The sequence below is a fragment of the Cupriavidus sp. GW822-FHT03E04 genome, assembly GCF_058801495.1.
The window spans coordinates 169,251-195,520 of the sequence record NZ_JBXANI010000011.1 but is presented as its reverse complement, the minus strand read 5'-3'; the positions used below and the strand labels follow the sequence as shown (position 1 = coordinate 195,520).

General features: G+C 65.2%; 22 protein-coding genes. 8 read left to right on the top strand and 14 right to left on the bottom strand.

The window, feature by feature from the left end; genetic code table 11:
* The first annotated feature begins 158 nt into the window (after positions 1-158).
* Complete coding sequence (locus AC1RQC_RS17780) at positions 159-1,193, top strand: porin (protein ID WP_492370893.1); 1,035 nt, start codon at positions 159-161, stop codon at positions 1,191-1,193.
* A 43-nt stretch (positions 1,194-1,236) separates the two neighbouring features.
* Here the strand turns inward: AC1RQC_RS17780 and AC1RQC_RS17775 are convergent, their stop codons facing one another.
* Positions 1,237-2,496, bottom strand: a complete 1,260-nt coding sequence (locus tag AC1RQC_RS17775) for an alpha/beta hydrolase family protein (RefSeq protein WP_492884174.1) — start codon at positions 2,494-2,496, stop codon at positions 1,237-1,239.
* 226 nt (positions 2,497-2,722) lie between these two features.
* Entirely contained in the window at positions 2,723-3,355 is a 633-nt protein-coding gene (locus AC1RQC_RS17770; protein ID WP_492884172.1) for a helix-turn-helix domain-containing protein, read from the bottom strand.
* Positions 3,356-3,463: 108 nt separating this feature from the next.
* On the opposite strand from AC1RQC_RS17770, the gene AC1RQC_RS17765 reads away from it, so the two are divergent.
* Complete coding sequence (locus tag AC1RQC_RS17765) at positions 3,464-4,435, top strand: Bug family tripartite tricarboxylate transporter substrate binding protein (protein ID WP_492884170.1); 972 nt, start codon at positions 3,464-3,466, stop codon at positions 4,433-4,435.
* A gap of 49 nt (positions 4,436-4,484) precedes the next feature.
* Here the strand turns inward: AC1RQC_RS17765 and AC1RQC_RS17760 are convergent, their stop codons facing one another.
* The 4 genes from AC1RQC_RS17760 to AC1RQC_RS17745 form a co-directional block, all read right to left on the bottom strand.
* On the bottom strand, positions 4,485-5,609 hold the full coding sequence (locus tag AC1RQC_RS17760) for an NAD(P)/FAD-dependent oxidoreductase (RefSeq protein WP_492830648.1): 1,125 nt from the start codon (positions 5,607-5,609) through the stop codon (positions 4,485-4,487).
* A gap of 519 nt (positions 5,610-6,128) precedes the next feature.
* Positions 6,129-7,103, bottom strand: coding sequence for a Bug family tripartite tricarboxylate transporter substrate binding protein (locus AC1RQC_RS17755; protein WP_492884168.1), 975 nt, complete (start codon positions 7,101-7,103; stop codon positions 6,129-6,131).
* 50 nt (positions 7,104-7,153) lie between these two features.
* Entirely contained in the window at positions 7,154-7,852 is a 699-nt protein-coding gene (locus AC1RQC_RS17750; protein ID WP_492371843.1) for an RraA family protein, read from the bottom strand.
* A gap of 41 nt (positions 7,853-7,893) precedes the next feature.
* Entirely contained in the window at positions 7,894-8,889 is a 996-nt protein-coding gene (locus tag AC1RQC_RS17745; protein WP_492884166.1) for a hydroxyacid dehydrogenase, read from the bottom strand.
* Positions 8,890-9,033: 144 nt separating this feature from the next.
* Here AC1RQC_RS17745 and AC1RQC_RS17740 point away from each other — a divergent pair, with 144 nt between their 5' ends.
* A complete protein-coding gene (locus AC1RQC_RS17740; RefSeq protein ID WP_492884164.1) occupies positions 9,034-9,936 on the top strand; it encodes a LysR family transcriptional regulator in 903 nt (300 codons plus the stop codon).
* Positions 9,937-10,040: 104 nt separating this feature from the next.
* On the opposite strand, the gene cuyB is transcribed toward AC1RQC_RS17740, so the two are convergent.
* From cuyB to AC1RQC_RS17725, 3 genes are all read right to left on the bottom strand, one after another.
* Complete coding sequence (gene cuyB / locus AC1RQC_RS17735) at positions 10,041-11,510, bottom strand: cysteate racemase (protein WP_492371850.1); 1,470 nt, start codon at positions 11,508-11,510, stop codon at positions 10,041-10,043.
* The gene (locus AC1RQC_RS17730; RefSeq protein WP_492371840.1) at positions 11,507-12,784 is read right to left on the bottom strand and encodes a dicarboxylate/amino acid:cation symporter; all 1,278 of its coding nucleotides are present in this window, start codon (positions 12,782-12,784) and stop codon (positions 11,507-11,509) included. The genes cuyB and AC1RQC_RS17730 overlap by 4 nt, the downstream gene beginning before the upstream one ends.
* A gap of 231 nt (positions 12,785-13,015) precedes the next feature.
* Positions 13,016-13,915 (bottom strand): LysR substrate-binding domain-containing protein, encoded by a 900-nt coding sequence (locus AC1RQC_RS17725; protein WP_492884162.1) that lies wholly within the window; start codon positions 13,913-13,915, stop codon positions 13,016-13,018.
* A 394-nt stretch (positions 13,916-14,309) separates the two neighbouring features.
* On the opposite strand from AC1RQC_RS17725, the gene AC1RQC_RS17720 reads away from it, so the two are divergent.
* Positions 14,310-15,356 carry a type II asparaginase gene (locus AC1RQC_RS17720; RefSeq protein ID WP_492884241.1) on the top strand — a complete coding sequence of 349 codons (1,047 nt, stop codon included), beginning with the start codon at positions 14,310-14,312 and terminating at the stop codon, positions 15,354-15,356.
* A 22-nt stretch (positions 15,357-15,378) separates the two neighbouring features.
* Here the strand turns inward: AC1RQC_RS17720 and AC1RQC_RS17715 are convergent, their stop codons facing one another.
* Positions 15,379-16,287, bottom strand: coding sequence for a LysR substrate-binding domain-containing protein (locus AC1RQC_RS17715; RefSeq protein ID WP_492830211.1), 909 nt, complete (start codon positions 16,285-16,287; stop codon positions 15,379-15,381).
* Between the two features lie 131 nt (positions 16,288-16,418).
* Here AC1RQC_RS17715 and AC1RQC_RS17710 point away from each other — a divergent pair, with 131 nt between their 5' ends.
* From AC1RQC_RS17710 to AC1RQC_RS17695, 4 genes are all read left to right on the top strand, one after another.
* Positions 16,419-17,393: a Bug family tripartite tricarboxylate transporter substrate binding protein gene (locus AC1RQC_RS17710; protein WP_492884160.1), complete on the top strand. Its 975-nt coding sequence runs from the start codon at positions 16,419-16,421 to the stop codon at positions 17,391-17,393.
* A 14-nt stretch (positions 17,394-17,407) separates the two neighbouring features.
* Positions 17,408-19,096: an FAD-dependent monooxygenase gene (locus AC1RQC_RS17705; RefSeq protein WP_492884158.1), complete on the top strand. Its 1,689-nt coding sequence runs from the start codon at positions 17,408-17,410 to the stop codon at positions 19,094-19,096.
* A 218-nt stretch (positions 19,097-19,314) separates the two neighbouring features.
* A complete protein-coding gene (locus AC1RQC_RS17700; protein ID WP_492371835.1) occupies positions 19,315-20,406 on the top strand; it encodes a porin in 1,092 nt (363 codons plus the stop codon).
* A gap of 96 nt (positions 20,407-20,502) precedes the next feature.
* The gene (locus AC1RQC_RS17695) at positions 20,503-21,285 is read left to right on the top strand and encodes a GntR family transcriptional regulator (RefSeq protein WP_492371834.1); all 783 of its coding nucleotides are present in this window, start codon (positions 20,503-20,505) and stop codon (positions 21,283-21,285) included.
* 104 nt (positions 21,286-21,389) lie between these two features.
* Here the strand turns inward: AC1RQC_RS17695 and AC1RQC_RS17690 are convergent, their stop codons facing one another.
* From AC1RQC_RS17690 to AC1RQC_RS17675, 4 genes are all read right to left on the bottom strand, one after another.
* Positions 21,390-22,328 carry a VOC family protein gene (locus AC1RQC_RS17690; RefSeq protein ID WP_492811821.1) on the bottom strand — a complete coding sequence of 313 codons (939 nt, stop codon included), beginning with the start codon at positions 22,326-22,328 and terminating at the stop codon, positions 21,390-21,392.
* 26 nt (positions 22,329-22,354) lie between these two features.
* Positions 22,355-23,227: a fumarylacetoacetate hydrolase family protein gene (locus AC1RQC_RS17685; protein ID WP_492884156.1), complete on the bottom strand. Its 873-nt coding sequence runs from the start codon at positions 23,225-23,227 to the stop codon at positions 22,355-22,357.
* A 227-nt stretch (positions 23,228-23,454) separates the two neighbouring features.
* Positions 23,455-25,581: a 2Fe-2S iron-sulfur cluster-binding protein gene (locus AC1RQC_RS17680; protein ID WP_492884154.1), complete on the bottom strand. Its 2,127-nt coding sequence runs from the start codon at positions 25,579-25,581 to the stop codon at positions 23,455-23,457.
* Positions 25,582-25,639: 58 nt separating this feature from the next.
* Positions 25,640-26,254, bottom strand: coding sequence for a glutathione S-transferase family protein (locus tag AC1RQC_RS17675; protein WP_492884152.1), 615 nt, complete (start codon positions 26,252-26,254; stop codon positions 25,640-25,642).
* Positions 26,255-26,270 lie beyond the last annotated feature (16 nt).

Below are 26,270 nucleotides of genomic sequence, written 5' to 3'. Positions count from 1 at the left end.
GAACGCTTCCTCGTTCGAAACCTATTCCGTATCGAAACAACAATTCCGATCCACGCATCGGCAAGGGAGGATTTTCACCAAATTTTCCATCACGAGATAAGACATCAATTATTTAAATGATCACAACATGCCTTGACTGGTAACAATGGAGGAGAATCATGATAAAAAAAATAACGCAAAAACGAAGCAGACGAATCCTCGCACTACTCCCGATACTCCTGGGATCCCAGGGGGCGGCGCATGCCGCAGGCGCCCAGCTTTACGGCGCCGTCGACACCTTCCTTGGCAGCAGCAAGGCCAGCGGCGATCCGAAATCCGTGCTCGGCGTCCAAAGTGGTGGCATGACGACGTCCTTTTGGGGCTTTGCCGGCAGTGAAGACCTCGGCAACGACCTGACAGTCAACTTCCGGATCGAGTCCTACTTTCTCGCGGATACCGGCGCCGGCGGACGCGCCGCGGGCGACGCGCTGTTCGCACGCAATGCCTACGTCGGCATGGAAAGCAAAGTGGGCGAGATACGCACCGGCCGGCTGGCTAACCCGATGTTCCTCGCTACCGCGCTCTTCGACCCCTTTGGCGGTTCGACCAAGTTTTCCCCTTTGCTCAATGTACTCTGGACACCATCGTATGGCCGCTATTTCGCAGCGGACACCGGCTGGAGCAATGCGGTCGGCTACTACACTCCCGAGATCAACGGCCTGTCTGGCCGCTTCGTCTATGGACTGGGGGAGGTGGCCGGGACCAACTCCAGCAACAATGCCGTTGCCATGCTGCTATACGACAAGGCGCCCTGGGGCGCGACCTTCGCGATCCAGCGCACGCGCGTGGGCGCTGGCTTTCTTGCAAAGAGCTGGGCACAGACCGCAATGGCTGCTGCCGTCTCCTACGACTTCAACTTCCTCAAGGCGTTTGTTCAATACGACAGCACGCGAAACAGCGGGGACAGCGTCAAGACCGATACGGTACAGGTTGGGATGACCGTGCCCTACGGAAATGGAAAATTCATGGCATCCGCAGTGCGGACTGTCATCAGAGCCGACGGCGTTGCCACTATCCGGCGCAGCGATCTTGGGTTTGGCTATGACTACTTCCTCTCCAAGCGAAGCGACCTGTATGCCAACGTGCTCTACGACAAGTTGAGCCACCTGGGCAGCGGGACCGCTTTCGGCGTTGGTATCCGGCACAAGTTCTGATCGGGAGGCTGCCCGACCGGCAGCCTCCGTCATCTTGTCAAGCTCAGGGCTTCAGGGACTTCACGTCCATGGCTTCATCGAGCCAATCGAAGATCTTCCGCCCCCCCGCGGCTTCCGCACCTGCCTGGCAATGCTCACCGACGGCCTCCGACGACGGGAAGCGCATCAGCGTCTTCTCGCAAGTCAGCGCGTCGTACAGTTTCTGCGGTTGCCCTTCGAAGAATCCCTCCTGCTCAGAATCGATCACCAGGGTGGTCGCCCGTACCTGGGCGGCATCGGCAGCCACATAGGGCTTCGTGCTGTTGACGTAGTCAAAGGCGTTGTCCACGCCGAATACCAGCTTGCCGTGGTTGACTGCCCATCGGGACATCGTATCCGTCTTGATGGCAGCGTTCACGGCCTGGTCGAAGCGTTCGCGGTTGGCAGGCACGGCTTCCGGGAAGCGAGCGGATACGACGTCGTGGAAGCTGTAGAGCCCGCCATTGGCAACCAGCGCCCGGATCCGGTGATCCTTGGCTGCGGCGATGGGGGCGAGCACGCCCCCGAGGCTGATGCCGAGCAGCGCGATACGGGAGGGGTCGACGTCCGCGCGCGTGAGCGCGAAGTCGATCACCGGGGAAACGACCTTGTCCCAGTCGGGACGGAACGCGCGCCGGGTCTCGCGCACCACCTCGCCCTGGCCCGGTCCGTCGAATGCCACGACCGTGTATCCGCGCTCAGCCGCGGCCATGCCGGGAAACACCACCAGTTCTTCCTTGTTTCCGTCGAATCCCGAGTGGCAGATGAGTGTCGGGCGCTTGCCGGCCGGCGTACCCTTCTTCTTGACGACATAGCCGGGCAGCCACGCGCCTTCATAGGGAATCTCTACGCGCGTGACCTCGAAATCCAGGCCGGGAATCGCGGCTGTGAACGCGGAGCGGCTGGCGCGGCCCGACGCCAGGATGCGGGGATCGTCCGTGTTCGCATGCAGATAGAAGTCCGCGATCATGAAGTACATCGCCGCGCGCAGATACGTCTGCGACGCGCTCTTCAGATGCCCTTTTTCCTGCGCTTCGTCCGCAGTCGCCTTGAGCCTTTCTGCCAGAGTGTTCCAGGCCTCGTACCAGCCTTCATCGTCGCCCGGCGTCAGGCGGCCCGCAATCTGAAGGACTTCCTGCACATCCGAGCCTCCATAGTAGGCGTGGCCAAGAATGCGAAGAAGCTCGAAATGGTACGAGTGATCGATAGATAGTTTCATTGTGCCGGGTGGGTTGGTGGTGGCGAGAGCCCCCGCGTTGCATGCGAGGGGAGTCTGGTCAAGCAACAGGCGGCCCGGTGCCTTCCCGGGGGAATGCGTTGCTAGCGTGCACGTGAATCATCTTGTTGAAGATGAAAAATCGAAACACCTGCTGCTAACCGTAGTTTCCTATAGGAAACTGTCGTTGGCAAGGCCTCGCTTGCAACGGCCTTGCCTAGGCTGTCGCCGCGACCTTTACCGCGAAGGTGTCTACAGCTTCGTCAAAGCACCAACGCAGCACCACCACTGGAATTCAGTCTTGCTTCCACCAGACCATCAGCGCTTCGCATTCCTCGTCTCCGGCTGCCTCGTAGCGGTGTGGGAGCGAGCTGGAAAAATGCAACGAATCACCCGGATTCAACAGCAGCTTCTTGCGGCCCCGGATGCTGATCTCCAGGCCGCCACGAATGACGTAGATCAGCTCGTTGCCAACATGGCCCATCTGCTGGAGCTCCGAGGCATGAGGGCGATACACCTGCCGCATGATCACGATGTTGCCGTGCTCCGCGCCGCCGAGAAGGATGTCCCGGTGGACCGCGGGATGCTCGATGCCGACCTGGCTTCCGGCTCGTACCAGCTTGACGAAGGGCTTCGCACTCTCGGCATCGGCCTCGAAGAACCAGTCACCGGGGTTGGTCTGCAGCGCCGCGAGCAGTTTTGAGAACACTTCCACCGTCGGCACCATCTTGTTGTTTTCGATCTTCGAGATGGTGGAGATGGCAAGCCCGCTATGGGCCGCAAGATGCCGCACCGACCAACCGCGCTCCAGGCGTTTCTGCTTGATGCGCTGACCGTCCGCTGCTGGGCGCGCTTCGGTGGCCGGGGCGGGCCTGGCCGGGGTTGAGGCAGGTGAGGTTTTGGGGGTGGTCTTCTTACTGGTAGTCATGGCAGCGAGTTTTCAGATCGTCTGCAATTGTTGCACATCCCAATTTTTCACCACCACAGGGCCATCAAGAGCCCTCCAACTTAGCCATATCAACGAGAAGGAGACAGAATGAAACGCCTGAAACGCCATTCCCTGTGCCGCATTGGACTTGTGGCGACCGCGCTTGTGGTTTCAGCGGCGAGCGCCCAGCCGAGCCCGGATGTGGTTCGCATCGTTGTGCCGTTTCCTGCCGGAAACGCGCTGGACGCCAGTGCGCGCATGCTCGCCGAGAACCTCCGGCGAACCACCAAGCGGCAATATTTCGTCGAGAACAAGCCCGGGGCTGGTGGCCTGATCGGCACGGCCGAAGTTGCGCGCGCCAAGCCAGATGGCAGCGTGCTGCTTTTCACAACAGGCGGACATTCGACCAATGCTGTCTTGTACACGAAGCTGCCCTATGACTCTCTACGCGACTTCACGCCGATCACGCTGCTGACCACCGCACCAGGGTTCGTGGTTCTTGTGCGCACGGACTCGCCGTATAAGGACCTGAGGCAGTTGATCAAGGACGCGCACGCACGGCCGGGCACGGTGAGCTATGCATCCTGGGGCACTGGCAACACCACCCACTTGATTGGCGAGCTGTTTGCACGCTCGGAGGGCATCAAGGTATTGCACGTGCCCTACAAAGCTTCGCCGATCAGCGACATCCTGGGTGGCCACGTCGACTACACATTCATGGCGTCGTCCCTGGCCGCTCCGTTGATCCAGGAGGGCAAGGCACGCGCGCTCGCGATTTCAAGCGCGCAGCGTGTCAAGGAAATGCCTGCGGTCCCTACGCTACGCGAACTCGGCATCAGGGACGTCGACATTCCTGCCTGGTCCGGCCTGCTTGCGCCGGCTGGCCTGTCACAGCAGGCTGCCGCTGAGCTACAGCACGAGGTGGCGGTTGCTGCGCAACGTCCCGAGTACCAGGCCTTCTTGAAGACGTCGGGCGGCCAGCTGGTGCTGTCCACGCCAGTGCAGTTCAGCAGCTACTTGTCTAGCGAGATACAGCAATACCGGAAACAGCTCGCGCCCCTGGGCATCAAGATGGACTGACCTTCCCGATCGCCTGCCGCTTCGATGAGGGCCGGCGATATGTTTGTAATCAGTGCGCCAGCGCCGCCACGCGCTCACCCACGTATTCACCCATCGCCAGCGATGCCGTCAGCCCGGGCGACTCGATGCCAAACAGGTTGATCAGGCCGGGAATCCCGTGCTCGCTCGCGTCTTGCACGATGAAGTCGGTTGCACTGTTGTGCATCGACGAGCCCGGGCCCGCCAGGCGTGGGCGGATGCCGGTGTAGCCGGGCTGCAGGTCGCCGTCGCGCAGGGCGGGGTAGTAGCGGCGCACAGCCTGGTAGAACACGGCTTCGCGCGATGCGTCGAAGCTGTAGTCCACGCCGTCGCGCCAGTCCAGGTCGGGGCCGAACTTGCACTGCCCGCCCAGGTCCAGCGTAACGTGCGCGCGCAGCGCGCCTTCGCGGCCGGTGGGATAGACCAGGCGGCGAAAGGGCGAGGGGCGGCAGAGCGTGAAGTAGTGGCCGATGGCGTAGTAAAGCGGCGGGATCTTGCCGGCAGGCATGCCGGCGATGGCCGCGGCCACGCGCTGCGCGCCGAGGCCGGCGGCGTTGATCACGGTGCCGCACAGCAACTCCATCGGCTCTGCCCCGCCCACCTGCAGTACGATGCCGTCCGGCGTTGGCCGTCCCGCCAGCACGGGGCTGTTCAGCGCCAGCGCCGCGCCGTGGCGCTGCGCGTCGCCCAGGTAGGCCAGCATCAGGCCGTGGCTGTCGACGATGCCGGTGGAGGGCGACAGCAGCGCGCCCGCGCATGCCACCTCGGGTTCCAGGTCGCGGGCCTCGTCGGCGCCGATGAGGCGCAGGTCGGTGACGCCTTGGGCGGCGCCGAGCTGCACGTACTTGTGCAACTCGGGAATGGCGGCCTCTTGCACCGCCACGATCAGCTTGCCGATGCGTTGGTGGCCGATGCCGCGTTCGGCGCAGTAGGCGTATAGCGCTTGCTTGCCGGCTACGCAGAGCTTGCCCTTTAGCGATCCCGGGGCGTACGAGATGCCTGCATGGATGACTTCTGAGTTGCGGGCGCTGGTGTGGGTGCCGAAGGTGTTTTCGGCTTCGAGGATGATGACTTCGCGGCCGGCGGCGGAGAGGGTGCGGGCGATGGCTAGGCCGGTGACGCCGGCGCCGATGACGGCGCAGTCAACTTGTTCCATTTTGGTTTGGTTCTGGTTGATGGGGGATTGGGTTGTTGGTTGTAACTGCAACTGCTTTAAGTCAAAGGCAGCTGCAGTTTCACCACCCCTGCGGGGCAGCGACCTACTTTTTTGTCTTGCCAAAAAAGTAGGCAAAAAAGGCGCTTGTTACCCATGTGGTTGATTCGTACACCGGATGGGGCGACTACCTCCTCGGGCTTCGACGAAAAGAGCGGCCGGGACCCAAACTCGCATCGCCTTAAGGCGATACTCAGACATGGGTCCCTCTTTTCCGCTCTTTTCGCCGAATCCCGAGGCGCCCCATACGGCCTTGGTGAACCTCCACGGCTCGCTTCGCATCGCCGTGGGTGTTTCCCGCCCCTTGGGGCGGGAAACACGGCCGAACCGAATCGTTTGTCTGACCGTGTCGTTTCTGGTCCCGCTGGTTGGCTCCCCTCTCCCACTTGTGGGAGAGGGGCCGGGGGAGAGGGCGGGCGCTCGCAAGAACTCGGCGGTTCACATACCTGCAGGTTGGGGCTGTCAGCTCAGCTTGATCTGCGCCTCGCGGATCAGCGCGCCCCATTTGGCGTGTTCGGCGCGGATGTGGGCGGCAAATTGCGGCGAGGTCTGGGGCGTGGGCACGCTGCCTTCCTGCGCCAGCTTTTGCTGCACGTCCGGGCGCGCCAGCACCTTGATGGTCGCCGCGCTGAGGCGTGCGGTGATGTCGGCCGGCAGGCCGGCGGGGCCGACCAGGCCCAGCCAGGTGGCGGCTTCGAAACCGGCGAATCCTTGCTCGGCCACCGTTGGCACGGATGGCAGCGAGGAAAGGCGCTTGGCCGAGGTCACCGCCAGCGCGCGGATCTTGCCGGCGGATAGCTGCGGCATGACGGAGACGGCGTTGCCAAAGTAGGCGTCCACCTGCCCGCCGAGCAGGTCGGTCATGGCCGGGCCGGCGCCCTTGTACGGCACCTGCAGCACCCGCACAAGCGCGCGCCGCGCCAGCATCTCGCCGGCCAGGTGGCCCACGGTGCCGTTGCCGGCCTGCGCGATGCCCATGTCGCCGTCGCGCGCCTTGGCTGCCTTGATGAAGTCGGCCAGCGTGCGCAGCGGGGAATCCTGGCGCACCACCAGCACCACGGGCTGCTCCGCCACGCCGGCAACGGGCGTGAAATCCTTCAACGGATCGAACGGCATCTTCGGGTACAGCGCGGGGTTGATCGCCAGGTTGGCGGCCTGGCCCATGCCGATGGTGTAGCCGTCCGGCGCGGACTTGGCTACCGCGTCCAGGCCGATGTTGCCGCCCGCGCCTGGCTTGTTGTCGATTACCAGCGTCCACTGGTCGCTCAGGGTCAGCTTCTCGGCGATCAGGCGCGAGGTGGTGTCGGTGCCTCCGCCCGGCGGGAAGGGCACGACGAGGCGGATCGGCTTTTGTGGCCACGGGCCTTGCGCTTGGGCAAGGCCCGTGGCGACTAGCGTCATGGCGGCGCTGGCCTGGAGGAAATGGCGTCGTTGCATGTCTTGTCTCCTGTTTTTCTAGGTATCCCTGCGGGCGCGCCCTGCCGGATTCAGACCGGCAGTCCCTTGGCACGCAGCGCGGCATCGAAGCGCTCGGGGTCCGAGGTGCCGGCGGCGTTGTCGGCGCGGATCTTTGCTTCCTTCAGCAGGTGGGCGCGGGTGCGCTGCAGGACGTCAGCGGCTTCGGCTGCCGGCACCGCGATCACGCCGTCCGCGTCGCCCACGATCAGGTCGCCTGGCATCACGGCCATGCTGGCGCATGACACCGGCACGTTGACCTCGCCGGGGCCGTCCTTGCTCGGGCCGCGGTGGGTGTGGCCGCGCGCGAAGATGGGCATGCCGCCTTCGGCCCACTCCAGCACGTCGCGCACGGCGCCATCGATCACCAGCCCGCCGAGCTGCTTGGCCACGCACGTGGTGCGCATCAGGCCGCCAACCAGTGCCTGCGTGATGTCGCCACCGCCGTCGATCACCAGCACATCGCCGGGGCGGACCATCATCAGCGCCTTGTGAATCATCAGGTTGTCGCCCGGGCGCACGCGCACGGTCACGGCCGGCCCGCACAGCACGGTGTCGGGGCGGCTGTGATACGGGCGCAGGCCGATGGTGCCGATGTTGCGGCTCATGGCATCGCCAATTGCGGCCACCGGCATTTCCCGGAAGGCCGCGACGATGTCTGGCGCGGGGCCGGCGGCGCAAGGGTTGATCCGGTAGCCCGCGGGCCATGCCTGGGTGGCTTCGTTGCTCATGTCAGCGTTCCTGGTGTCTTGCTGTTGTGTGGGGTGTGGTGTTACGCGCCGAGGACGGCCAGCACCTGCGGGTTGACGCAGGCGGTGGCGGCGGGCGGCTTGCCTTGCAGGAAGCCGAGCACATTGCGCGCGGCATCGCTTGCCATCGTGGCCAGCGCCGCAGGCGTGGAGCCACCCACATGGGGCGTGAGCACCACGTTGTCCAGCGCGGCCAGCGGGCTGTGCGCGGGCAGGGGCTCGATGGCCATGGTGTCCAACCCGGCCGCGTAGAGCTGCCCGCTTTGCAGCGCGGCTACCAGCGCGGCCTCGTCCACCACCTCGCCGCGCGCGGTGTTGATCAGGATGGCGCCGCGCCGCATCCGCGCGAACTGCGGCGCGGCCAGCATGTTGCGGGTGTGCTGGTTCAGGGGCACGTGCAGGCTCAGCACGTCGCTGGCGGCAAGCAGCGCGTCGAGGGAATCGGCTAGCGCCACGCCTGCGACAGGGCTGGCGCGCCCGGCCAGCGCCGGGTCGAACGCCACCACCGGCATGCCGAGCGCCAGGCAGACGGTGGCCACGCGCTGGGCGACCTGCCCGAAACCAACCAGCCCCAGCGTGCGGCCATGCAGCTCGATGCCATCCTGCGCGCGCGACCACCGGCCGGCATGGAGCTCCCGGTCCATCCACGTCACGCGCCGCGCCGCCGCGAACATCAGGCCAAGCGTGAGCTCGGCGACCGACTGGGCGTTGGCGCCGGGCGTGACATAGACGGGAATGCCGCACGCGGTGGCGGCTTGCACATCGATATTGCTGACGCCCACGCCGTGCTTGGAGATGACCTTCAGCGTGGGGCATGCCGCGATGGCGGCGCCGCTCAGCGCGACCGTGCGCGAGATGACGGCATCGACGGGCTCGGCAGCGAGGATGCGGGCCACCTCGCTGGCATCGTTGGCGCCGCTCGCATCGGCAAGGTAGAGAATCCGCGCGCCCGCTGCTTCCAGCAGGCGGACGCCGGCCGGAGCCAGGCGAGGGGCGGTGACGAGTACGGTAGTTGGCATGGCGCTCAGGCTGATCAAGGCGTTGGGCAAAGGCCCGGTGCGATGCCGAATTCTTGCTCGCTCAATAGTTTCCGTCCAGCTTATAATTTTTGGCATCTGTTCAAAAAAAGTAATCAGTCAGGACTGCCCCGGCAGCACGCTCCCATGGACCTTCGCGATCTCAAGTACTTCCTTGCCGTGGCCAGCGCGGGCAACTTCCGCCGCGCGGCCGAGCTGGTGCACCGCAGCCAGCCCACGCTCACCAAGGCCATCGACAGGCTGGAGGCGTCGCTTGGCGCCGAGTTGTTCGAGCGCGAGGGCAGAGGGCAAAAGCTCAGCACGGCCGGCATCGCCCTGCGCGCGCGCGCCACGTCGCTGCTGCAGGAGGCCGACCTGCTGCGCGACGAGGTGGGCGCCATCGCGCGCGGCGTGGCCGGCACCGTGCGCCTTGGCAGCGGGCCGCTCGGTGCGGAATACCTGCTGCCGCGGATCTGCAGCATGCTGCTCGGGCAAGCCGCCAACGTGATGCTGCAGCTCACCATCCGCAACAACTACGAGCTGCGCGACGAGCTGCGGGAGGGGCGGCTGGACCTGGTGCTGGGCTTCGTGCCCGAGGAGGAAGAGGAGTTTCACTGCGAGACGCTGCTCAAGGACACCGTGGTGGTGGCTGCGGTGGCGGGCCATCCGATCCTCAAGACCCGGCGCGTCACGCTGGACAAGCTCGCCGGCTATCAGTGGGCGCTGCCCAACCGCGCAGTGGCCAGCCGGACCTGGCTGGACCATGCCTTGGAATCGCGCGACCTGCCCCGGCCCGTGGCGCAGATCGAGACCAACTCCATCCCGCTGATCCCGCGCGTGGTCGCCAACACCGAACTACTGACCTTTGTCTCGCGGCGCACCTTGCGCGCAAGCGGCGGGCAACTGGAGGAGGTGCCGCTAGCGGCGACCACGCTGGTGCGCAATTTTGGCGTGACCTATCGCAAGGATGTGGCGCTATCGCCGGCGGCCGGCCGGCTGATTGCCCTGCTGCACGACCATGGGAGCAGCTTGTTCAACAAGGTGGATTAAGGCGGCCACCCTCAGCGTGGCGGGGTAGACATCGTTTGTGCCCTGCCCCAGGTTGACATGCTCGTTGGGGTGGAGATGCCGGAAGGGGGCACCGGCGTGCAATCTCACGGATTGGGCTTGGCGTCACCCATCGCGCAGGCGACGCAGTGTCTTGCCAGCACATCCGTCGGGTCGATCAGCGTGATGACGCGGCCGTTGGCACAGCGCATTTGCGCCTGCGGCAGGAGCAAGGGCAATTCGGTGCAGGCCAGGATGACGACTTCGACATCGCGGGCCGCCATTTCCTCGACCGCCGCGACAAGGTCGTCGACGCATTCGCCAGTCGTAAAGCCGGCCTTGACACCATGAGGACCGTAGATGGCATGCATCACGCGAGCCTGGAGGCCGGGGCCTGGCACGACCTGCTCGAAACCATGGGTTTCAAGGGCTTTCCTGTACACGCCGCTGGCCACCGTGCCGGACGTGGCCAGTACGCCGACCTTGTGCAGGCCTGGAAACGCCTTGCGCAAGGACTCCGCGGTGACCGTCAGCATATTGACGATCGGGATATTGAGATAGGGCTGCACGCGCTCGACAAAGGCATGCGCCGTGTTACACGGAATGGCAACGATGTCGGCATCTCCCGCCTCCAGCTTCTTGCACGTGGCATACAGGGAAATCGTCGGGTCGGGTCCCTCGCCGACGAGGTTCTCCGTGCGATCCGGAATTTGCGGATTCTGCTCGACCAGCAGCTTGATATGGTCCTGGTCGCGCGTCGCGGGCGTATGGCGTACGATCTTCTGGATGAAGTCAACGGTAGCAGCAGGACCGACGCCGCCCACCACGCCGACCTTGAACTGTTTCCCGGGCGCCGCATACCCACCTGAAACCACGTACTGCGCATAGGCGAGATTCGAGTCGACAACCGGCACCGGCAGGGGCCCGATTTCGTCGAGCACAAGGGATATCTCGGTCATGCCGGGCAGGATCAGTTGCGCGCCCTGGCCGATCAGGTCGCCACAGGCATCGCGCAATAGTTCGATAGGGCGGCCACGCAGGTTTCCGCTCTTGATGCCGTCGGCGTCATACACCGCGCGCGTCACGCGATCCACGCCGCCTTCAATCCGTGGGTGCAATACCTCGAACTCCGGACTGGCGAAGTAGCGCTCGAACAGATGCTTGCTGCGCGTGTAGTCCGAACCGAGCACCCCTATGCGCCGGAGCGTCGGGAACTTGCGCCGCACATGATTGTGCAGCGCCTCCATCATGTTGATGATGGGGAGCGGAGAGTTCGCCGCCAGCTCGTCGATGAAGGTGTGGCTGAGAAAGCAGGGCAGCACCACCGCATCGATGCCGCGCCGCTCGAAGGCACGAATCATGTCGAAGATGTACAGTTTGCGCTCCGTGGTCGCGGCCGTGGTGAGGCTCGCGTTTCGAAACGGATGCTGCTCCAGGACGATGTCGAAGTGCTCCGAATCGTTGCGTGCAGGCGTCGACTTGATCAGCTTGAAGAACACGTCGGCGCTAGCCAGTGCGCCAAGACCACCGATCACGCCAAAGGAGCGGCGGCCTTGCGCATCAGGTGTCGTAGTCATTTCACTTCCCCCTGCAAGCTGTCGAAGCTTTGTTCCTCGTTGCGCGTGGCCCGGCGCGTTTCCCATTTCGCAATGGCCGCGGTGGCGATGCTGTTGCCGATGACGTTGGTTGCGGTACGCCCCATATCCAGCACCTGGTCGATCGCAAGGATCAGCACGACACCGGACGGCGGCAAGTGGAACATCGGCGCGACGGCGGCAACCACCACCACCGAACCCCGTGCAACGCCAGCCATGCCCTTGCTGCTCACCATCAGCACCAGCAGCATCAGGATCTGTTGCGACAGCGGCATGTCGATGCCGAACGCCTGCGCGATAAAGATCGCCGCGAACGCCTGGTACATCATCGAGCCGTCGAGATTGAATGCATAGCCCAGGGGCAGGGTGAAACCAACCACCTTCTTGTCGACGCCGAACGCCTCGAGCTTCTCGGTCAGCCGCGGATATGCCGCCTCGCTGCTGGCGGTGGAGAACGCGAGCATGGCCGGTTCGCGCACGGCCTTCAGGAGCGTCCAGATCGGGCGGCCCAGGAAGGCATAGCCGACGCCGATCAGCAGGGCCCAGAGCACGGCGAGTCCAATATAGAAGCTGCCGATGAGCTTACCGTAGGTCGTCAGCACATCGAGCCCGTGCAGGGTGATGGCCGATGCGATGGCGCCGAATACACCAATCGGCGCGAGCGCCATGACATAGTCGGTGAGCTTGAGCATCGCGGGCACCAGTGCATCGACGGTGCGCGCAAGCGGCGTCACTCGCGGGTCGTTCTTGAGCACGCCGAGCACAACACCGAATAGCACCGAGAAGACCAGGATCTGCAGGATGTCGTTGCGCGCCATCGCGTCGAGAAGGCTGGTCGGGAAGGCGTGGGTTATAAAGTCCCTGAAGTTGAGGCCAGCCGTATTCAGGCCCGTGGCGACATCGGCACTGCTCGGCGTCAGGTTCAGCCCCGCGCCGGGTTGCAGCAGGTTGGCGAGCATCAGTCCCAGGGTGAGCGACATCAGGGATGCGCAGACAAACCAGCCCACCGAGCGCATGCCGATACGGCGCACATCGCTGGTCCCTTCCATGCCGGACAGGCCCGAGACCAGCGTCGCGAACACGAGCGGCGCGATGATCATCTTGATCAGGCGGAGAAAGATGTCGGTGATGATCGAGAAATAGCCGGCAATGGCTTTGGCCGAGTCGGCGTCCGGCGCCATGTTGTGGCACGCGTAGCCGACGGCGATGCCGAGCACCATGCCGGCGAGAATGGTTGCGGTGAGGCGATTTTTCATTTTGCTCCGTCCAGTGAGGTCTCATGCCGGAATCAGCCGGAGCTGAATCCGTGGCCTGTTGCACGGCGCCGGCCCCTCCGGTGAATCCGGGGCCTGGCTTGGAAGGCCGGTGCGGTCAGTGCATGGACGGATACTACGAAAGGGAGCGGGCCCCGTGATGCGAGTCCCGCAAGCCCTTATGCCTGCGGCGCATAGTTCGGGTAAACGAGCGTGCGCCCCGTGCCTGCGCGCTCAGAGCGTGCTGAGATAGCGCCAGAGCGTATCGAGGTGTTCGTTGCGGTTGTATTGGTTCCGGTACACGCGAAGATCCAGGTCGATGGACCAGGACGAGCCGCCGGCGGGGACCAGTGCCCCGGAGGCCAGCTCTGCCTCGATCGCGCTTCTCGGTAGCCAGGCAATGCCTTCTCCCGCCACCAGCATCTTCTTGAGCACCTCCGCCATATCCGACTCATAGTCGAGTCGGAGCACAGGCTGCGTGTCGGCACGGCTCAACAGCAGGGCGAGGCAACGGCCGAAATAGCTCGTGCTGGTGTAGGAGATCAATGGCAGGGGATGGCCGTGCGTGCCCGGCAGCCGATGCAAGGGCCCCAGTCGCTGGTTGGGCTTGCTCACGGGCATGAACGTATCCTGTCCCACGCTCAGATATGGGTACTTGACCGGGTCCAGGTGCAAGGGCAGGCCCGGGTGGTCGTAAGCGAACATCAGGTCGCAATTGCCATTGACCAGGGTGAGCACGGAGTCATGCACATTGGTGGGAATCACGCGCGCGCGCAGGTCGCCGACATGCCTGCGCACAGCGTTGAACCAGCCCGGCAGGAAGTTCAGGGATATCGTGTGTCCGGCCGCGATCTGAAGGCCGGGTCCTGGCATGCGATGTTCGGACCGGATAATGGCGCGCGTATCGACCAGTTTGCTCAGGACGTCGTCCGCCGCTTCCTCGAACAGACGCCCGGCGGGCGTGAGAGTGGGGGGGTAAGTGCTCCGGTCGACAAGGTCGGCGCCCACCCACTGCTCGAGCGCCTGGATGCGTCTGCTGAAGCCCGACTGGGTGACGTTGCGGATCTCCGCCGCGCGTGAAAAGCTCTGGTACTGCGTGAGGGCAATGAAGTCCTCGATCCATTTGACTTCCATGTCCATACCTCCGGCGGTGATGCGACTGCACGGAAGACTATCCGCTCCGATCCGGTGCGGTGGCTAGCGTTTACCCTATTTATGCCTCATCCGCATGACGGCATGCGGTACCAGCATCACGTCCTTTTTTGTGCCTCCTACTATCCGCTCAAGACTGCTGGCACCCGCTTGGCGCATTCCCCTGGCCCGGATCAGCGTGGCTGCTGTCAGTCGATCTTCACCGGTGTTCTGCGGGTGCCCCAAGGCATGGTGGCGGAGAACACCATGGCTGGCCGGCCTCGCATCGACTCGACGCGAGGCCGGCCAGCCGCTCAGACATTCACGTATTCAGGGAACAGAAATGAAAGCCGCTTTCTATATTCGGTCGCTTGTTGTCATTGCCGCGTTTTCGACAATGCACTGTGCTCAGGCGCAAGCCCAGGCCCAACCCATGCCCGCGGCAACGAAGTCGTTGCCGCACGTCGTGATCCTCGCAACAGGAGGCACCATCGCGGAAACAGGGGCGGAAAAAACCACGGTTGTCGGCTACTCGACCAACAAGGTGGCAATCGAGAGGCTGGTCGATGCGGTGCCGGAAATGCGGAAGGTGGCCAATATCAGCGGCGAGCAGGTCTACCAGATCGACAGCTCGGACATGGATGTCGATCACTGGCTCAACCTGGCCAAGAAAGTGAATGCGACACTGGCGCAGCCCGATGTGGCCGGTGTGGTGGTCACGCACGGCACCGACACGATGGAGGAGACGGCGTACTTCCTCAACCTGACGGTAAAGAGCCGCAAGCCGGTTGTGCTGACCGGCTCGATGCGGCCTTCCACCGCCCATAGCGCGGACGGTCCCTTGAACCTCTACAACGCCGTCTCCGTGGCGGCGAGTCCGAACGCCGTCGGCAAGGGCGTGCTGGTCGTGATGAACGATCACATCCTCGGGGCGAGGGACGTCACCAAGACGAATACGTTCACGGTGGACACCTTCAAGGCGCCGGAACTGGGCTCGCTTGGCTATATTCAGGGGGGCAGGACGGAGTTCTATCATGTGTCCACCCGCAAGAACACGGCTGACACGGAGTTCGATGTGACGAACCTCACCGCTTTGCCGAGGGTCGATATTGCCTACAGCTACGCGGAGGTCACGCCTTCGGCGCTCAACGCATTCGTCGGGGCTGGCAGCAAGGGCGTGGTTTATGCCGGCGTCGGCGATGGCAGCGTGTCGACCAGGATGTTGCCGGCGCTGGTTGCCGCACACGGCAAGGGCGTCACCATCGTGCGCTCGTCCCGCGTGGGCCAGGGCATTGTGGCCCGCAACGGCGAGGTGGATGACGACAAGCAGGGCTTCGTCGTCTCGGACACGCTCAATCCGCAGAAGGCACGCATCCTCTTGATGCTGGGCCTGACGAAGACCACCGAACCGCGCGAGCTCCAGCGCATGTTCAATACGTATTGATCGACAGAGGTCAAAAGACCCGCTACTTGGAGCGGGCAGTGTAGTATCCCGCTGCCCGCTCGAACAGCGTGGCCAATTGCTGCGCAGCCGGCGTGAGCGGGACCCCGGCCCGCGAAATCTGGACGATATCAGGGCCGTCGATGCGTTCCCTGATGGGGATCGCCTCGATCACCTGGGATAGCAGCGGCGAGTTGACCCATTGCCTGGGCAGCACCGCCAGCGCGTCGGTCGAGCCGAGCAGCACTGCCACGCCGACCATGGATTCCGCCTGCGTCATGGCCACGGGTGTCCTCAGGCCATGACTGCTGAACAATTCCTCGAACTCGGCTTCGACGCGTTCGCGCACGCCGGTCAGGATCCACTCTTCGTCCACCAGTTCCTTGAGCCGCTTCGCTGCGCGCATGGGGTGGCCTTTGCGGCAAACCACGAGGCGCTCGTTCTGGAAGAGCAACTGGATCTGGTACGCATCGCCGATGGCACGCACCGGCCGCGGGCCGATACAGAAATCCAGCGTGCCATCCTGCAGCCTTGCTTCCAGCGTGGAGAAGAAGCCTTCGACCATGCGCAAGCGAATGCCAGGGTATTGCTTGCGGAAGGCCGTATGGACTTCGGCCGCCATGCCCAGCCACACCGCACTCGACAGGCCAACGCAGACCGCGCCCGTTTGCGTGCCGAGCATCTGCGTCACCTCATCCTGCGCCCGCCTGATGTCCTCCATCGCCGAGTGCGCGCGACTAAAAAACGCCTGCCCGATAGCGGTAAGGCTGACGCCCCGGGCGTGCCGCTCCAGCAGGGGTGTGCCGAGTTCGCCTTCCAGTTCTTGCAGGCTGCGTGTCAGCGCGGGCTGGGACAGGCCGAGCTTGCGGGCGGCGCCTCTGACGCTTCGCGTTTCGGCGATGGCGATGAAATCGCGCAGGTGATGCAGTTTCATAGTGATAACCGATAGGCATCGACGGAGCGATTTTGCCATCTTTCAGCATCTACATGGCGCATCTAGTATCCGGTCAAACAAGCATTGAAAAAACAAAAATCAAAACCAGATAAAACCAGACGGAGACACAGATGATTCGAGGCCCCCTCGCGGCGGCAGCCGCGGCCGCATGCCTATTCGGCGCGCTGCCTGCACACGCCGAGACATTCCCTGCCAAGCCAGTCCGCCTGCTTAGCCCGTTCCCGGCCGGCAGTGGCCCGGATGCCGTCTCCCGCATGATTGGCGACCGGCTTGGCCGGGACTGGAACCAGCCGGTGATTGTCGATGCCCGCCCGGGCGGCAACGGCTTCATCGCCATGGAGGCCACTCGCCGCTCGCCGGCCACCGGGTACGAGCTGGGCATCGCGGACGTTGGCCATCTGGCCATCAATCCCAGCTTGTTCAAGAAGCTGCCGTACGACCCCGTGAAGGACTACGTGCCGGTCACCGGGCTGTACCGGACCGCCTTTTTCCTCGTGGTCTCGTCACACAGCCCCATCAAGTCCATCTCCGCGCTCGTGACCGCCGCCAAGGCCGGCCCTAACGCGGTGTCGTATGGCTCGTGGGCGGTCGGCAGCCCCGGCCACCTGGGCGCCGCCCAGCTTGAGGCCGCCACCGGCACGCAGATGCTGCACGCGCCATTCAAGGACACCGCACAGCTCTACACCGCAGTAGCCAATGGCGAGGTCACCTGGGCGTTGGGCTCATACGCCACGGCTGGGCCGCTGATCCAGGCGGGCAAGCTGCGCGTGCTGGCGGTAGCGGATCACAAGCGCTCCATCGCGTTGCCGGACGTCCCGACAATCGAGGAAGCCGGCGGCCCACGCGGCATCGAGGCCTCGACCTGGGTCGCGCTGCTGGCGCCCGCTGGCACGCCGCCGGAGCGCATCTCCGCCATCGGCAAGGCGGTGCGCAAGGCGCTGGATAGGCCCGAGGTCAAGGCCAAGATGGCCACCTTCGGCTTTGTCCCGGCAGGCAGCACCAGCGAACAGGTTTCTGAATGGATGCGCAAGGACACGCCGCGCTACGCGGACATGGTCAAGCGCACTGGCGCCACCATCAACTGATTGGAAACACCATCGTGAAGACAGTGCAAACCGAGGTTGCCATCATCGGCGGTGGCCCGGCCGGGCTCATGCTGGCCATCGAACTAGGATGCCGCAATGTTAGCTGCGTCCTGCTGGAAGATGACCTGGATCCACCCGCCTTTCCCAAGGCCAATGCAACATCTTCGCGCACGATGGAGCACTACCGCCGTCGTGGCTTTGCCGATGCCATCCGGGCGCTGGGCTTGCCTCCCGGGCATCCGCAGGACGTGGTCTATTGCACGCAGATTGCCGGCGTCGAGCTGGCCCGGTTCAAGATCCCTTCACGCGAGCAGGCCAGCTCCCGTGCCTCGGTTGGCGACTATGGCGACGGCGCGTGGCCGACGCCCGAACTCCCGCACCGCGCGCAGCAGATGTATATCGAGCCGGTGCTGCGCCAGCAGGCGGCAAGCTACCAGAGCGTGCAGCTGCATCTCGGCCAGCAGGCCATGGCGGTTGCGCAAACGGACGATGGTGTCACCGTCGACGTGATGCCGGCCGACGGCGGCGCGCGCTGGCAGGTCAGGGCGCGCTACCTGGTGGGCTGCGACGGGCCGCGCAGCCTGGTGCGCAAGTCGCTGGGCATTGCGTACTCCGGGCAGGGCGGCGAGCAGCGCGACTTCTTTGGCGGGCAGATGCTGTCGATCTACTTGCGCGCCAAGGATCTCTATGCGGCGCTGGGCAAGGACCGCGCATGGCAATACTGGGCCGTGAACGCGCAGCAGCGCGGCCTGCTGATCGCGATCGATGGCGTCGAGACGTTCCTGCTGGCCATCCAGCTCGAAGCTGGCTGCGACGCACGGGACATCGACCCGGCGGCGGTAGCGCGCGCGGTGGTCGGCACCAGCTTTGACTTCAACCTGATTGCGATGATGCCCTGGGTGGCCGGCTACACGCTGGTGGCGGACCGCATGTCGTCCGGCCGGATGTTCCTGGCCGGCGACGCCGCGCACCTGTTCACGCCAACCGGCGGCATGGGCTACAACACGTCCATCGATGACGCCGTCAACCTTGGCTGGAAGCTCGCCGCGGTGACGCAAGGGGCAGCGCCCGCCGCGTTGCTCGACACCTATGACACTGAGCGGCGGCCCATCGCGCTGCGCAACACCGCGTTCGCAAGGCGCATGGCGGACAGCATCGGCAACATCCGCGTTGGCACGGACGTCGGCGAGGCAGGCTCTGCGGGCGAGCGCGCCCGCGCCGCGCTGGGCCAGGCGCTGGCCAGCCATGCGAGCAAGGAATTCAATATCCCGGGTTTGCAACTCGGCGTGCGCTACGCTGGCAGCCCAATTGTGGCGAGCGAATCCACCGCCCCGCCGCCCGACGATCCCAACCGCTACGTGCCCAGTGCTTACCCAGGCGCTCGCGCGCCGCACGCGGTGGTCGGCGCCAAGGTGCTGTTCGATCTGTTCGGCCGGGACTTCACGCTTCTGGCATTCACGGATGTCGATCCCCACGCGTGGACCAAGGCCGCGCGTCGCAACGGCATGCAACTCGATGTCGTCCGCGTGGATGACGACGCGGTGCGCGCGCTCTATGGCGCGGAACTTGTGCTGATCCGCCCGGATCACCACGTGGCATGGCGCGGTGCGGCCTCGGCGGGTGCCGGGCCCGTGCTCGCGCTGGCTACCGGCCGTAGCGAGGCGGCGGCGACGGTAGTCGCTGCGCATAGCGCCGAAGTCTAGCCAGCATCGCCGCAGCATCAACAAATAAAAGGTGCTTCAGACTTTCATGTGGGTCGATTCATCGCTGGGCTAAATCCAGCGCTGCCGTAGCTCCCCTCTCCCATTTCATGGGAGAGGGGAGCAAACCAGCGTTTTGCTTCCGGCAACTCGCGCCCGCATGCGGTACCCACACGAAAGTCCGAAGCACCAAATAAAAAATCAACCACAGGAGGAGACTGATGAAAACCAGATGGCTAGCGGCCGCGTGCATTGCCGCGGTTCCTGCGCTCGCGCAGGCGCAGTCGGTGACGCTCTATGGCGTTATCGATACCGGCGTCGAGTACGTCAACAATATCGGCGCCAGCAAGGACAGCGTGACCCGCATGAACAGCCTGGCGGGCACGGTGCCGTCGCGCTGGGGCCTGCGCGGCACCGAGGACCTTGGCAACGGGCTCAAGGCGCAGTTCGCGCTGGAGTCCGGCTTTGCCCCGGACTCGGGTACATCGAACCAGGGCAACCGGCTGTTTGGCAGGCAGGCATGGGTCGGCCTCTCGGGCAACTGGGGCCAGGTCGCGTTCGGGAGGCAGTACACGATGCTGTTCTGGTCCACGCTGGAAGCTGACATGCTAGGCCCGAACACCTTTGGCACGTCGTCGCTCGACAGCTACCTGCCGAATGCGCGGGCCGACAATGCCGTGTCGTACAAAGGCACCTTCGGCGGTGTGACCATCGGCGGCACCTACAGCTTCGGGCGCGATGCAGTCAATGCCGGCCCCAGCCCGTCGGGCACCAACTGCGGCGGCGAGAATCCCGCTGACCAGCGCGCCTGCCGCGAATGGTCCGCGCTGCTGAAGTACGACACCGGCACCTGGGGCGTGGGCGCGGCCTACGATTCCATCCGTGGCGGCCCGGGCGCGTTCGGCGGCCTGGCCAGCAGCGGCCTGAAGGACGACCGCTTGTCCGTCAACGGCTACGCCAACGTGGGCCAGGGCAAGATCGGCGCCGGCCTGATCCGGCGCGACAACAATGGCAGCCCGACGCCGCGCAGCGACCTGTGGTACGCCGGTGCGTCATACGCGATCACGTCCGCGTTCAGCGTGGACGGCGAAGTTTTCTACCTGCGCTATCACAACAGCGCCAACAAGGCCTGGCTGTACGCCGCACGCGCCACCTACGCCTTCTCCAGGCGGACCTCCGTCTACGGCACCGCCGGCTTTATCGACAACCGGGGCAACCTCGGCCTGTCCGTCAGTTCCGGCTCGCCAGGCAGCAATGTCGCACCGGGCGGCAACCAGCTCGGCGCCATGCTGGGGATAAAGCACATCTTCTGACTGAAGCCGCCATTCCCGTGCATCATCGGGGCCCCGCTGGTACGGGTGGCCCTTAAAAATAGATAAAATGCAGAATATCTATGAAACGGGGATGACTTGGCTACCTCAACCAAAGGGCACACCACCGCAACGCCGGACGTCGCCGAACCCGGCGCCACGGACATGGGCGGACGCACTTGGGCGTCCATTCTCGAGCTCACGGTCCGGGAAGAGATCATCCAGGGCAAGCTGCCCGCCGGCAGCAAGCTGCGGCTCAAGGAACTCTCCGAGCGTTACCAGGCGGGCGTGATCCCCCTGCGCGAGGCGCTGTCGCGCCTGTGCGCCACGGGCTTCGTCGTTGCCATCGACCAGAAGGGCTTTCGCGTTGCCGAGTTGTCCGAGAGCGAACTGCTCGACATCACCCGCGTGCGCCAGCAGATCGAGACGCAAGCGCTGCGCGACGCCATCGCCTGCGCCAACGTGGAGTGGGAGGGGCAGCTCATCGCCGCGCATCACCGCCTCAAACGGATTCCGATGCACATGCCCGGCGAAGGCCGCCAGATGAACCCGGACTGGGAAGACGCCCATTCGGACTTTCATGCGGCGCTGGTTGCGGGATGCGAGTCGCCTTGGCTGCGCCGTTTCTCCGCCTTGCTCCGCGACCAGACCGCGAGGTACCGGCTGCTGTCGATGAACATCCCGCAGTCAGGCCGCAAGCGCGATGTCATGGCAGAGCACGAAGCCATTGTGGACGCGGCGGTGCAGGGTGATGCCGACAGGGCATGCCGGCTGCTCCATGAACACTTCCAGGTGACGACGGATCTCGTCATGGCGCATCTGGCCGCGCAGAAGGCGGCGGGGGCGGGGAAGGCGAGGGTGAAGAAGGCGGCTGCGGTGTAGCGGGGGCGGTGGCCGACAAGAGGACGATCAGACGAACGGACGAACACCATCACGGGCGGGCCTATCCGCCCGTGATGGTGTTCGCGGTATGGCTAGCGCGGCTTCTACTCCGCCTCGGTGTTATGAATGAAATACGGCGGCACATCCGGCCCCCACTGGTACAGCGAGTCTTCCGGCGCGTAATCGCCGGCCGGCCACGCATGGCCGGCGGAGATGTAGTCGATGTCCGCCGAGTACTCGCAGAACGAGCCCCAGGGATCGCGCACGTAGTGGAAGAAGTTCGAGCCCAGCACATGGCGCCCGGTGCCCCAGCCTTCCTTGTAGCCGGCGACCGCCATCTGCCCCGCACCCTGGCCGACTTCGTCCACGCTGGCGACATCCCATGCGGCATGGTGCCAGCCGCGCGCCGAGCTCTTGGCGAAGGCCAGCAGGTGATGGTCGCAGCCGTGCGGCGCGTGGGTGAAGGCAATGCCGTCGCCCGAGCGGTCGGACAGGCGCAGGCCTAGCGTGTCGTGGTAGAACGCGACGGCGCGGGATACGTCCGGCGTGAACAGCAGCACGTGCGACAGGCGCCGCGGGCGGATCTTGCCGACCCGGTTGCGGAAGGTCGCGCCGCGCATGTCCGCTGGGCCGTGGATGTTCTTCAGCGGGCTTTTTGCGCTGGGCGAGGTCTTGGGCCCGGCCTTGACCTGGATCAGGTTGCCGTCGGCATCAAGGAACCACAGCCCTTCGGCCGTGGCATGGGCGGCGTCGCTGGCAAACGTAACGTTGGCGGCGAGCAGCTTCCGGCAGATGCCTTCGAAATCCCCCGCGAAACAGTTGAAGCTCAGGTAGGCCAGGGCCTTGCGCTCGCCGGGGAAGAACCGGGCCCAGACGCGTTCGTCCTGAGCGAGCACTTCCAGCGTGTCGTCTTGCCTGACGACTGTCAGCCCGAATGCGCCGAGGAAGTGCTCCGCGACGCTCAGGTCCGGCACCGTCAGTGCGTAGTGGTCGAGCGAATGCACGGCGGGCTCGCGCTCGCGGGCCTCATTGTTTTCTTCCATTTGTCTCCTCCGCTAGTCGCGTGGCGTCAGGCGGCCCGGGCTGCCTTGACGGTACCGCCGGCTTCGGCTTCATCGGCAATGGTATTGCGCAGCGGCGCGAAACCGGTCACCGACACTTCGCACACGTCGCCCGGGCGCATCAGCAGCTTGGGCTCGCGCGCCCAGCCGATGCCGCTGGGCGTGCCGGTCACGATCACGTCGCTCGCCTCCAGCGTGATGGCTTGGCTGATCACCGAGATCAGCGTGGCGATGTCGAAGACCATGGTATCCGTGCTGGCGGATTGCACCACCTTGCCGTTCAGGCGCGTTTCCAGCAGCAGGCCCCTGGCGCCGGCCGGCACTTCGCTGGCGGTTACCAGTTCGGGGCCGAAGGCGCCGGTGGCGTCGAAGTTCTTGCCCACCGTCCATTGCGGCGAGAGGAACTGGTACTCGCGCACCGAGCCGTCGTTGAACAGCGCATAGCCGGCGATGCAGTCGAGCGCGTCTTCATTGGCGATGTGGCGGCCGCCCTTCTTCAGCACCACGGCCAGTTCGCCTTCATAGTCCAGCGTGTCGGACACGCGCGGGCGGATGATGGGCTGGCCGTGACCCACCAGGCTGGTGTCGTAGCGCGGGAAGATGGTTGGGTAGGTCGGCTGCTCGTACTTGCTTTCCTTGGTGTGGTCGGCGTAGTTCAGGCCAATGCAGAAGATCTTGGCGGGATGCTCGAGCACCGGCAGGAAGGTGATGTCGGCCTCCGACACCAGGCGGCCACCCGTCTGCAGCGACGCGTACGTCTCAAGGTCCACGCCGGCGGCCAGCAGCGATTCGAGCGATGCCTCGCCCAGGATACGGATCTTGTCACCTTCGCGGGCGCCCAGGTGTTTCTTGCCATCGAGGATAAAGCGGACGTAACGCATCGGATTTCCTGTCTCTCTAGGGTTGGAATGGGCAATCGCTGTCGCGCGATCGTTGGTCTATGCTAAGCGAAAATATATACAAAAACAACTTTTGTAGATTGTTTTGGTGGAGGCGCCCCACTTTGTGGGCTCTTTGTTGGCTGTTGCGCACATGGCCCGTTGTCGGTGCTGGCAAGGGTTGCGGGAAGGTTCTAGCGCCGGCGTTCGCGTTCTTCTGGCAAACCGGCTCAAAGATCCAGCTGCAGCGGCACGACGGCTTGGTTCCCGTCGGCATCCACCGCCGCTGGCACCGCGCAGCAGATCAGCGCCTCGCCTTGCGCCACGTCGAACTCCGGCGCTGTGGCGTAGGCCACCGCGCCCTGCAGCACACGCGTGCTGCACGAGCCGCAGCTGCCGCCGCGGCAACCGAAGGCCGGCGCCAGGCCGCGCTGCTCGGCCAGCTCCAGCAGCGAGCCGCCGGCGGGCGTCCAGCGGGCTTCCTTGGCCGATTGCACGAAGGTGACTGGCACGGGCTGCAGCGCGGGCCTGGCCGTGGGCGCGGCCGGGCGGCCGGCGTCGCGGTTGCGTACCAGCGACGATGCGCCAAAGGCTTCCGCATGGATGCGTGAATCGGCGATGCTGAGCGCGCGCAGGCCATCGTAGAGCGATTGCATGAACGCGGTTGGCCCGCACAGGTAGAAGTCGTAGTCGTCGAGGGGCAGGCGCGCGCGCAGCAGGTCGATGTCGATGCGCCCGGACACGTCGTAGTCCTTGACCCGCGTGGCGTCCTTCGGGTCGCTCAGCAGGCGCACCAGTTCCACCGCGCCGCCGGCGCTCTCGGCGAGCGTCGCAAGCTCCTTGCTGAATGCGCGCTCAGCCACCGTGCGCGCCGAGTGGAAGAACCACGTCGGGCGGACCCGGCGCTTGCGCAGGCCTTCATAGACGATCTGGCGGAGCATGGCCAGCATCGGCGTGACGCCGATGCCTGCGGCCAGCAGCACGGCCGGCCTGCGCTCGGCGGTGTCGATGGTGAAGGCGCCGGACGGTGCGCGGGCGTCGATCAGGTCGCCGACCTTGACGTTGTCGTGCAGGTGGCGCGACACACTGCCTTCGCGCTTCACGCTGATGCGGTACACATCGTCCGCCGGCGACACCGACAGCGTGTAGGTGCGCATCACCGGCTGCGCATGGCCCGCCAGCGTGACGCGAATCGGCAGGAACTGGCCTGCCAGATGCGCCACGCGGCCGGCGCCGTCAGTGGGTTCCAGGTGGAAGGACCGGATCACGCTGCTTTCGTCGACGATGCGCGCGACGCGCAAGGGCCGCCACGCGTTGGCCAGCGCCGCGGCGCGCTGGCGGCTGGCCGCTTCGTCCCAGCTGCCGGTCATCAGCGAGTTCGGCGATGCGCCATCGGCTTGCGGCTGCCAGCGCAGCGGCAGTGCTTCGTCGCGTCGCACGATCTGTTCGGGCAGGAAGCGCCACAGGCGTTCCGCGCCCTGGAAGGCGGCGATCTCGGGCGAGTCCAGGATGACCTCGGCCTTGCCGGAGAGCTGGAGCAGTTCGCCGGTGCTGAAGTCGGCAAAGACGAGGCCGGCGATGGGGTTGACCACGAAGTTGCCAAGCGTGTTGAAAAACAGGTTGCCGGCAAAGTCGGGAATGGTCAGGCCGCCGTCCGCATCGATCCGGACAAAGCCGGGCTTGCCGCCGCGATGCGACACATCCACCTGGCGCTCCCCCTTTTCGAGGTCCACGTAGGACGCGACAAAGAACGTGTCAGCGGAGCCAATCAGCGTGCGCGCGCGCGCATCCAGCGCGCTGAAGTGCTGCGCCGCCGCCGGGGCGGGCGTGCCTGGCGCGCGCGTGAATTCGAACACACGCTTCTGGATGTACTGCGGGCAGTTGCCGAAGCTCTGCCCCACGTCGATCCGCAGCCCGCCGTCGCTGCCACTGGCGGCACCAGTGGCGGCACCAGTGGCGGCACCAGTGGCACGTCGGGCCGTGCCGTTCATGCGGTTGCGCCGGCGGCTCAGCAGGTCGATGCCCAGCAGGCCGATGGCGCTGCCGTCTTCCATGCCGGCGTCCGCCGGGTCGGCGGGCTCGCGGGCCATGGCGATGTTCAGCGTGGTGGCGTCCGGCGAGTTCAGGAAGCCCGGCTTCCCAGCACGCAGCGTTGCCCACACCCGGCCATCCGGCGCGACCGCGCCCAGCACCACCATTGGCAGTTGCGCGAAGAACTCGCGGTGCTGGTCGGGCATGTAGTCGCGCACCACGCGCAGCCCGATGTCCTCCATGCGCCCGGCAACGCCTGCGCGAGCCTGCAGGCTACGCTCGCCGGCGTGCCAGGGTTGCGCGGATGGATGGGCTTGGCTGGACATGGCGGATGCTCCTTGCTGTGCGGCAATCGATGGCCAGGCTAACGGACCGGCGTGCCGATCAGGCGGCGGCGAGGCCGGCCGGCGTCTGCTTGAACGCCACAAAGCCCGGCAGGGCTTCGATGCGCTGCAGCCAGGCCTTGACGTTGGCGTAGTCCGACAGATCGACAAAGCCCTCGGGCGCCTGGGCGATGTAGCTGTACAGCGCCACATCGGCCAGCGTGGGGTGGCCCGCGGCCAGCCACTTGCCCTTGGCCAGCGCGTCGTCAACACGCTTGAGGATGACGTGCGCGCGGGCAATCACTTCCTTGGCGTTGTAGGGGGCGCCGAACACGGTGACGAGGCGCGCGGCGGCCGGGCCGTAGGCGATCTCGCCGGCGGCGACCGACAGCCATTTCTGTACCGCGGCGGCACCGGCGGGCGATTCGGGTAGCCAGTCCGTCTTGCCGAACCTCTTGGCCAGGTACACCAGGATGGCGTTGGAGTCGGTGATCACGGTGTCGTTGTCCACCAGCACGGGCACCTGGCCGAACGGGTTGAGCTTGAGGAATTCGGGGGCCTTGTGCGCGCCGTTGGCCAGATCGACCTCGATTGCTTCGGCATGGGCGCCGATCAGCGACAGGAACAGGCGGACGCGGTGCGAGTGTCCGGAGAGGGGGTGGCAGTAGACTTGCATGGCGGTGGTCCTCGGC

Excerpts from the sequence above, each read along its gene's own strand:
- AC1RQC_RS17780 (WP_492370893.1), top strand. The coding sequence starts at position 159 with ATGATAAAAAAAATAACGCAAAAACGAAGCAGACGAATCCTCGCACTA.
- AC1RQC_RS17770 (WP_492884172.1), bottom strand. The coding sequence starts at position 3,355 with ATGACTACCAGTAAGAAGACCACCCCCAAAACCTCACCTGCCTCAACC.
- AC1RQC_RS17765 (WP_492884170.1), top strand. The coding sequence starts at position 3,464 with ATGAAACGCCTGAAACGCCATTCCCTGTGCCGCATTGGACTTGTGGCG.
- AC1RQC_RS17760 (WP_492830648.1), bottom strand. The coding sequence starts at position 5,609 with ATGGAACAAGTTGACTGCGCCGTCATCGGCGCCGGCGTCACCGGCCTA.
- AC1RQC_RS17755 (WP_492884168.1), bottom strand. The coding sequence starts at position 7,103 with ATGCAACGACGCCATTTCCTCCAGGCCAGCGCCGCCATGACGCTAGTC.
- AC1RQC_RS17750 (WP_492371843.1), bottom strand. The coding sequence starts at position 7,852 with ATGAGCAACGAAGCCACCCAGGCATGGCCCGCGGGCTACCGGATCAAC.
- AC1RQC_RS17745 (WP_492884166.1), bottom strand. The coding sequence starts at position 8,889 with ATGCCAACTACCGTACTCGTCACCGCCCCTCGCCTGGCTCCGGCCGGC.
- AC1RQC_RS17740 (WP_492884164.1), top strand. The coding sequence starts at position 9,034 with ATGGACCTTCGCGATCTCAAGTACTTCCTTGCCGTGGCCAGCGCGGGC.
- cuyB (WP_492371850.1), bottom strand. The coding sequence starts at position 11,510 with ATGACTACGACACCTGATGCGCAAGGCCGCCGCTCCTTTGGCGTGATC.
- AC1RQC_RS17730 (WP_492371840.1), bottom strand. The coding sequence starts at position 12,784 with ATGAAAAATCGCCTCACCGCAACCATTCTCGCCGGCATGGTGCTCGGC.
- AC1RQC_RS17725 (WP_492884162.1), bottom strand. The coding sequence starts at position 13,915 with ATGGAAGTCAAATGGATCGAGGACTTCATTGCCCTCACGCAGTACCAG.
- AC1RQC_RS17720 (WP_492884241.1), top strand. The coding sequence starts at position 14,310 with ATGCACTGTGCTCAGGCGCAAGCCCAGGCCCAACCCATGCCCGCGGCA.
- AC1RQC_RS17715 (WP_492830211.1), bottom strand. The coding sequence starts at position 16,287 with ATGAAACTGCATCACCTGCGCGATTTCATCGCCATCGCCGAAACGCGA.
- AC1RQC_RS17710 (WP_492884160.1), top strand. The coding sequence starts at position 16,419 with ATGATTCGAGGCCCCCTCGCGGCGGCAGCCGCGGCCGCATGCCTATTC.
- AC1RQC_RS17700 (WP_492371835.1), top strand. The coding sequence starts at position 19,315 with ATGAAAACCAGATGGCTAGCGGCCGCGTGCATTGCCGCGGTTCCTGCG.
- AC1RQC_RS17690 (WP_492811821.1), bottom strand. The coding sequence starts at position 22,328 with ATGGAAGAAAACAATGAGGCCCGCGAGCGCGAGCCCGCCGTGCATTCG.
- AC1RQC_RS17685 (WP_492884156.1), bottom strand. The coding sequence starts at position 23,227 with ATGCGTTACGTCCGCTTTATCCTCGATGGCAAGAAACACCTGGGCGCC.
- AC1RQC_RS17680 (WP_492884154.1), bottom strand. The coding sequence starts at position 25,581 with ATGTCCAGCCAAGCCCATCCATCCGCGCAACCCTGGCACGCCGGCGAG.
- AC1RQC_RS17675 (WP_492884152.1), bottom strand. The coding sequence starts at position 26,254 with ATGCAAGTCTACTGCCACCCCCTCTCCGGACACTCGCACCGCGTCCGC.